Origin of the sequence: Streptomyces sp. NPDC048278 (assembly GCF_040652195.1) — a bacterium.
In the GTDB taxonomy this organism is placed as follows: Bacteria; Actinomycetota; Actinomycetes; order Streptomycetales; family Streptomycetaceae; genus Streptomyces.
In genome coordinates this window covers 95,088-102,260 of the sequence record NZ_JBEZLP010000038.1, presented here as the reverse complement: position 1 = coordinate 102,260, position 7,173 = coordinate 95,088, and the positions used below count along the sequence as shown (strand labels likewise).

Below are 7,173 nucleotides of genomic sequence, written 5' to 3'. Positions count from 1 at the left end.
TTGCGGGTACCGAAGTGGTACAGCAGCGCACCGAAGGGCTCCGGCCGCACCGAGACCTGCGGATGCAGATCCCAGGCACGGTCCAGGTCCATGACACGGTCGAGGTCCATGACACGGTCGAGGTCCACGGCGGTCATCCCGCGGCGCCTAGTAGACGCCGCACATGCCGTCGATCGAGACCTCCTCGATCAACTCGTCCGCCTCGATCAGCGAGTCTTCGGCCGGGGCCTTCCCGTCCTGGATCTCGCTGTCCGGAACGGGCTGCGTGACTGGCGATTCGTTCATGCGACTCTCCCTGAGCATCGCTCCCATCGGACATCCGGAGAATAATGACACCGGGTGCCGAAAGTGAAGACGCCGGAGGCACGAAGCTTCGAAGAGCACGCAGCGGACGCAGAGGACGCGGAGGACCATGAACGCACCGCACGGGTACTTGACGCCGCGTCACTCCTGGACGCGGGGCGGACACCGGTGACGCGGCCGGACGTCATAGTGGTCGGGGCCGGCGGCAGCGGCGCCGTGCTCGCGGCGCGGCTCAGCGAGGATCCCGGCCGCAGGGTGCTGCTGCTGGAGGCCGGCCCGGTACCCTCCGGTCCGGCCGCGTTCGCACCGGAGTTGCTGGACGCCCGGCTCGTGCCCGGCGCACAGCCCGGACACCCCGCCGTCCAGCCGTACGCCGTGCACCTCACTCCCCGGCACCCGTACACGGTCGTACGGGGACGCGTCCTCGGCGGCTCGACGACCGTCAACGGCGGGTACTTCGTCCGGGCCCGGCGGGAGGACTTCGACCGCTGGTCGGCCGCGGCCGGGCCGGTGTGGTCCTACGACCGGATGCTGCCGTTCCTCCGTGCCCTGGAGACCGACCTCGACGAGGGCGGCAGCGCGCTGCACGGGGATCGGGGGCCGGTGCGCGTGCGCCGTACCGGGCTCGGTCATCCCGCCACCGCGGCGTTCCGGGCGGCAGCCCGACGGCTGGGCCTCCCGGCCGAGCCGGACAAGAACGCCCAGGACCCGCCGGGTTTCGGCCCGATACCGTGCAACGTCGTGGACGGGGTCCGCCTCAACACGGGCATCGGCTACCTGTCGGCCGCGTCCGGACGCCCCAACCTCCGTGTGGAGGGCGACAGTACGGTCCTCAGGGTCGTCGTCGAGCGCGGTCGCGCGACCGGCGTGGTGGTCGAGCGGGACGGGCAGCGCGGCACGGTGTACGGCGGTGAAGTGGTGCTCTGCGCCGGGGCGTTGCGCTCACCGCACCTGCTGCACCTGTCGGGCATCGGACCGCGCCGCCTGCTGGAGTCGCTCGGCATTCCCGTCGTCAGCGACGTCCCGGCCGTCGGGGCGCGGTTCGGCGACCATCCGCAGGTGGTGCTGGAGTGGGCACCCCGGCGGCCCTTGCCGGCGCCCGTCGGCTCCTGGCTCGGCGGCGCGCTGCACCTCTCCTCGTCGGACGGGGCGCACCCGGGCGACCTGGAGATCCTCCAGTCCCTGGTCCCGGCGGCCGGTCTGACCGGCGGCCGGGCGTCCGTGCCCGGCGCGCCGCTCGCGTTCCTCGTCTCCGTCCAGACCCCGCGGCCGACGGGCCGGATGCGCACCCGTTCCGCCGACCCCGCGACGCCCCCGAGCTTCGACTACGGCTACCTGGCGACGGCGGCGGACCGGCGGCGGATGCGTGAAGTGGTCCGGATCACGGCCGAGTTGGTCGCCACGGCCGACTTCGCGGAGGTCTCCGCGGGACTCGCGGCGCCGGAGGCCGGGGTGCTGGGCGACGACCGACTGCTCGACGAGTGGGTCCTCGGGCACCTGGGCACGTCCCACCACACCTGCGGCACGGTCCCGATGGGCCCCGCCGGGGATGGCCGGGCCGCCGTCGACGGCTTCGGCGCGGTGCACGGTGTCGCCGGCCTGCGCGTCGCGGACACGTCCATCCTGCCGACGCCGCCGCTCAGGGGCCCGGCGGCCACCGCCGTCCTCATCGGCGAGGTCGTCGCCGACGCAGTGCGGCGCGGCCTGACCTGACCGGCGCCCTGCGGGGCCCTGCGGCAGGCGGCAGGCTAGCCGTGCAGGTCCCGGAACCCGTCCGCGAGTTGCCGCACGGCCAGGTCCAGCAGTCGGCCCAGGTCGGCGTCCTCGTCGGCCAGCCACTGCTCGTACGCGGTGACACACGCGGCCAGGGTGGTGCTGCCGACCAGCCGGGGCAGCAGGTCGGACGCGGGGCGGCCCAGCCGCCGGGCGGCGAACGCGGTGACGAGGGCCCGCCACGACGCGTACCGCACGGCCGAGTCCGCCTGGAGCGTCGGCACGCGCAGGATGAGGGTCATGCGCTGCCGGTGCCAGGGCACCATCTCCGGGTCGAACCGGTTGAACTCGACGACCGCCTCGCGCAGCGCGTCCATCATCGGCGTCTTGGGGTCGGCCACCGTGAGCAGGGCGCCGAGCCTGGTCAGCTGTTCCTCGAAGTCGCCCCACACGAGGTCGTTCTTGGAGGCGAAGTAGCGGAAGAAGGTGCGCCGCCCGATGCCCGCGGCCGCGGCGATGCCGTCGACCGTGGTGTCGTCGAAGCCATGCTCGGCGAACAGTTCGAAACCCAGCCGTTCGAGCGCGGCCCGCGAGGTGGCGCGCGGCCGGCCCGACGGCCGGGCGGGTCCCGTGCAGACCGCCGTGTCGCCCCGTGGCGGCTTCATCCGCGATCCTCTCCTTCGGGCCCCGACCAGCTGCCGACGGCAGGCGGCCGTGCGGCCGACGCCGTCGGCAGACATCCTCGCACCGCTCGCGGGGCGCGGTCCGCCGGGCCCGCACATCGGCCGGGCGGACAACAGACGGACGGGCAGGCGGGCGGGCGATGGCCCGGTACCTCGACCCGACTCCGGGGTCGCGCGGGAAAGGGGTCTCCCGAGGCCGGTCCCGAACCGGTCCCGGACCAGTCCCGAACCGGCCTCGGGAGTGCGTCAGCGGTCGCGGACGGCCGCGTAGACACCGCCGTCGACGAGGATGTCGACGCCGTTCAGGAAGCTCGCCCCGTCCGACAGCATGAAGGCGACGACATCGGCGACCTCTTCCGAGCTGCCGGTGCGGCCGAGCGGCGTCGCGTCGACGAGCTTCTGCATGGACGACTGCTTGGCCGCCTCCTGTCGGCCCTGCGGGGTGTCGATGATGCCCGGGGCCAGCGAGCACACGCGGGCGCCGACCGGGCCGAGACGTACGGCCTCCTTGCGGGCGAACCGGGCGACGCCGTGCTTGGCCCACGGGTAGGCCAGGGTGGACTGTTCGAGTTCCGGTCCGACGGCCTCGCGGATCCGGTCGAGGAAGTCCTCGCGCAGCGGCTCGTCCAGAATCGCGCCGATGGCCGGATCGGGGCTGTCGACGCGGGCGAGCAGGGGGGACATCGAGGAGAAGTAGACGTGCGCGGTGCCGTCGGTGGCGAGCGGGCGGAGCGCTTCGGCGAGCAGGGCCGTGCCGATGAGGTCGACCTCGAAGATGCGGCGCCAGTCGGCCATGGTGGGCGAGATGCCGGCCGCGTGGGCGACGGCGCGCAGTGTGCCGAGTTCGGCGACCCGTGCGGCGAGCCGGGCCAGGCCCTCGCGGTCGGTGACGTCGAGGCCGAACGCCTCGGCCCGGGTGCGTCCGGCCGGGTCGTCGAGGCTCTTCGCGACGGCCTCCGCGCCGTCCGCGTCCCGGTCGACGAGCAGCAGCACGTCCACCGTGCCGGCGAGCCGCCGCGCACAGGCCTCTCCCATGCCGCGTCCGGCTCCGGTGACTATTCCTACGGTCGTCATGTCCCGCTCCTTGGTGGCGTCGACGAGAAGGGTGAAAGGGAAAAGGGAAGGGTGAAAGGGGTGACTGGGGTGAACTCGGTGCCGTGGTGTCGGCACCGTGACGGATGTGCCCGGCGGGGACGATCCGGCCCCCGCGGGCGTGCGCCTACCGGGCCCAGGCCCGTTCCATCGCCGGCTGGGCGGCCCTGCTCACCAGCTCGACCCGGAAGCCCGTCTCGCCGGCGCTGCGCAGAAACGCGAAGAACAGGGCGCCGTCGGAGCCCTTGCGGGTCGCCTCGGTCACATAGCCCTGCCGTTCGAGCGCGGCGGCGTCGGCCGCCACGTCGTCGGACCAGTAGCCGAGGTGGTGGATGCCGGAGCCGCGCGTCGGCTCCCAGAAGGTCCCGGGCACCTTCCGGACGATCTCCAGCCGGGTCCCGGCGCCGGACGACCGGGCGTAGGCGCACCGGAAGTCGACGGCCGTCTCGCCGTCGGCCAGCCGGACGTCGACGGGCCCGCCCATGTCCTCGGACCAGTCGAACCCGAAGTGCTCCGAGAGCTGTTTCTTCGTGGCGTCGAAGTCCTCGGCGACGATGCCGATGTGGAACTGGTCCGCGGGCCTGAGGCTGCCGGTCATGGTGTCTCCTGGTGCATCGGGATCTGGCTCCGTACCCGCATGCAAACGGGACGGTCCGACACCTCCCGGACGACTTCCCGACAATTTCCGGACGTGACGGCCGTCACCCGCGCCGAGACCCACACTCCGGACCGGCGCTCGGGGCCGATCCCGAGGGCCCGCGGCTCAGTCGCGCGGGTGTCCCAGCCAGTAGCCGAAGCCGCGCCGGGTGTGGATCAGCGCGGGCTCGCCCCGGTCGACCTTGTGGCGCAGGCGGGAGACGAGCTTCTCGATGGCGTCGGTCGCCCGGAACTCGCCCCAGACGTACCTGCCGATCTGCTCCTTCGACAGCACGCGTCCGGCGTTGGCGAGCAGGTGGCGCAGCAGCCGGTACTCGGCGGGGCTCAGATCCAGCGGCCTGCTGCCGCGCCGGGCCTCGCAGGCGGTGTCGTCGAGGACGAGGTCGCCGTAGCCGAGCTCCCCCGGGCGGCCCTCCCGCTCGGCGCCGCGCAGCAGGAGCTGGGCCCGGGCCAGGACCTCGGTGGTGCGGACGGGCTTGGTGACGTAGTCCTCCCGGCCGCGGCCCAGCACGGGCAGGAGGGTGTACAGGTACTCGCAGGTGATCAGGTAGAGCAGCGGCGGGCGGTCCTCGGGCCCGATGCGGCGGCCCCGGGCGGCGACCTCTTTCAGGTCCGGCAGCGTGGCGTCCCACACGACCAGGTCGAAACGGCGGCGCGTGATCCGCTCGACGCCCTCGGCGCCGGTGCCCGCCACACCCGCGACGCGGTAGCCGGCCAGTTCCAGCGTGGTCGTCAGCAGATCGGTCTCGGCGGAGTCATGGCCGACGATCAGGACGTCCCGTCCGCCGCTGCGCGACGGTGGCGGCGACGGCCGCTCCTCGAGGTTCGCTCGCACGACAGGTCCCTCTCATGGTGACGCGGGCACACACCCTATCAGAAACTTGCGTGACTCAAGCAAAACATCTAGTTTCGTCCCATGTGGAAAACGGTGCGGCGTGCCGCGTGGGCCACGGTCCATCTCGTCCTGGCCGCCGCGATGGCCTTCGGCATGTGGATCTTCGTCACCGTCCTGCTGATCACCGCGATCGGCGCGCTGACGGTCGTCGGCGTCTGGCTGCTGCCCGAGACGGTGCTGCTGATACGGCGGATCGCGGGCGCCAAGCGGAGCCTGACCGCCACCTGGACCGGGGTGCGGATCCCCGAGGTGTACCGGCCGCTGACCGGGACGGTGCGCGAGCGGGTGGTCAAGGCCGTAAAGGATCCCGGCACCCGGACCGACGCGCGCTGGATGGTCGCGTACTGGTTCTACGGCGCGCTGCTCGCCCTCGCCGTGCCGCTGTGGCCGGTGGGGCTGGTCGTCGACGGGGTGTGGTGCGGGCTGCTGCGCCGCGAGGCGGTCGTGCTGCCGCTGATCGTGCGGCTCGCGGACCTGGAGGCCGACTGGTCGACCGCGCTGCTCAAGCCCTCCCCGCAGGCACAGCTGACCGCCCGGGTCGAGGAACTGGCCGCGACCCGCGCCGACGCCATCGCCGCGCACGAGGCGGAGCTGCGCCGGATCGAGCGGGACCTGCACGACGGGGCGCAGGCCCAGCTGGTGGCGCTGTCCATGCGCATCGGGCTGGCCCGGCGCGCCTACGGCGGTGATCCGGAGACCGGCCGGCGGCTCCTCGACGAGGCCCAGGAACAGGCCGAGAAGGCGCTCACGGAGCTGCGGCAGGTCGTGCGCGGCATCCATCCGCCGATCCTGAGCGACCGCGGCCTGGCCGGCGCCGTGCGGGCGCTGGCGGCGGGCAGCGGCCTCGACGTGGCGGTGGACGACGGCGGCCTGGACCAGGGGGTGCGGGCGCCCGCGGCGGTGGAGGCGGCGGCCTACTTCGCGGTGGCCGAGTCGCTGACCAACGTCGCCAAGTACAGCGGGGTCTCCCGTGCCGAGGTGCGGCTCGTCCGGGTCCGCCGCGGCCTGCGGGTGCGGGTCCGTGACGAGGGGTGCGGCGGAGCCGACGAGACCGGCGGCTCGGGGCTGCTCGGTATGCGGCGGCGGGTCGCCGCGCTCGACGGAACCATGGAAGTGTCCAGCCCGGTCGGAGGACCGACCGTGATCGAAGTGGAGTTGCCGTGCGTGTGGTGATCGCCGAGGACAACGCCCTCCTGCGGGAGGGCCTGGTCCTGCTGCTGACCTCGGCCGGGCATGAGGTGATGGCCGTCGCCGGGAGCGGGCCCGAGATCATGCCCGCGCTCCTGGAGCACCGCCCGGACGTGGCCGTGCTCGACGTGCGGATGCCCCCGGGCTTCCGCGACGAGGGGCTGCGGGCGGCACTGGAGGCCAGGGAGCGGATCCCCGGGCTGCCGGTGCTGGTGCTCTCGCAGTACGTCGAGGAGTCGTACGCCAGTGAGCTGCTGGGCGGCGGGACCAGCGGCATCGGGTATCTGCTCAAGGACCGGGTCGGGCGGGTCGACGAGTTCCTCGACGCGCTGGAGCGGGTGGCCGGCGGCGGTACCGCGCTGGACCCCGAGGTCGTCACCGAGCTCCTCACCCGCCGCAAGGACTCGCCGCTGGACTCGCTCACGCCCCGCGAGCGCGAGGTGCTGGGGCTGATGGCCGAGGGCCACGACAACGCGACCATCGCGAGGACCCTCGTCGTCACCGAGCGCGCGGTCCACAAGCACATCGGCAACGTCTTCCTCAAGCTCAACCTGCCGCCGAGCGACAGCGGCCACCGGCGGGTGCTGGCCGTCCTCGCCTATCTGGCCCACATGCCGCAGGCCTGAGCGGGACGCGACAGCG

Annotated in this window: 9 protein-coding genes; 3 read left to right on the top strand and 6 right to left on the bottom strand. The window is 73.4% G+C overall.

Going from position 1 to position 7,173, the window contains the following annotated elements; all coding sequences use genetic code 11:
- The coding region (gene mftB / locus AB0D74_RS41935) for a mycofactocin biosynthesis chaperone MftB (RefSeq protein WP_362599225.1) at nt 1–92 on the bottom strand (92 nt) is incomplete at its 3' end.
- 55 nt (nt 93–147) lie between these two features.
- On the bottom strand, nt 148–285 hold the full coding sequence (gene mftA / locus AB0D74_RS41930) for a mycofactocin precursor MftA (protein WP_362599217.1): 138 nt from the start codon (nt 283–285) through the stop codon (nt 148–150).
- A gap of 186 nt (nt 286–471) precedes the next feature.
- Here mftA and mftG point away from each other — a divergent pair, with 186 nt between their 5' ends.
- Complete coding sequence (gene mftG, locus AB0D74_RS41925) at nt 472–2,016, top strand: mycofactocin system GMC family oxidoreductase MftG (protein ID WP_362599215.1); 1,545 nt, start codon at nt 472–474, stop codon at nt 2,014–2,016.
- A gap of 35 nt (nt 2,017–2,051) precedes the next feature.
- Here the strand turns inward: mftG and mftR are convergent, their stop codons facing one another.
- The 4 genes from mftR to AB0D74_RS41905 all read right to left on the bottom strand — a co-directional run bounded on the left by mftR (nt 2,052) and on the right by AB0D74_RS41905 (nt 5,283).
- Nucleotides 2,052–2,681, bottom strand: a complete 630-nt coding sequence (mftR, locus tag AB0D74_RS41920) for a mycofactocin system transcriptional regulator (RefSeq protein WP_362599213.1) — start codon at nt 2,679–2,681, stop codon at nt 2,052–2,054.
- A gap of 264 nt (nt 2,682–2,945) precedes the next feature.
- The gene (locus AB0D74_RS41915) at nt 2,946–3,773 is read right to left on the bottom strand and encodes an SDR family oxidoreductase (protein WP_362599211.1); all 828 of its coding nucleotides are present in this window, start codon (nt 3,771–3,773) and stop codon (nt 2,946–2,948) included.
- A 145-nt stretch (nt 3,774–3,918) separates the two neighbouring features.
- Nucleotides 3,919–4,389, bottom strand: coding sequence for a VOC family protein (locus tag AB0D74_RS41910; protein ID WP_362599209.1), 471 nt, complete (start codon nt 4,387–4,389; stop codon nt 3,919–3,921).
- Between the two features lie 165 nt (nt 4,390–4,554).
- Nucleotides 4,555–5,283 carry a response regulator transcription factor gene (locus tag AB0D74_RS41905; RefSeq protein WP_362599207.1) on the bottom strand — a complete coding sequence of 243 codons (729 nt, stop codon included), beginning with the start codon at nt 5,281–5,283 and terminating at the stop codon, nt 4,555–4,557.
- Between the two features lie 81 nt (nt 5,284–5,364).
- On the opposite strand from AB0D74_RS41905, the gene AB0D74_RS41900 reads away from it, so the two are divergent.
- Together AB0D74_RS41900 and AB0D74_RS41895 are read left to right on the top strand one after the other, a co-directional pair.
- Complete coding sequence (locus tag AB0D74_RS41900) at nt 5,365–6,516, top strand: histidine kinase (protein ID WP_362599205.1); 1,152 nt, start codon at nt 5,365–5,367, stop codon at nt 6,514–6,516.
- Nucleotides 6,504–7,157, top strand: coding sequence for a response regulator transcription factor (locus AB0D74_RS41895; protein ID WP_362599203.1), 654 nt, complete (start codon nt 6,504–6,506; stop codon nt 7,155–7,157). The genes AB0D74_RS41900 and AB0D74_RS41895 overlap by 13 nt, the downstream gene beginning before the upstream one ends.
- Nucleotides 7,158–7,173 lie beyond the last annotated feature (16 nt).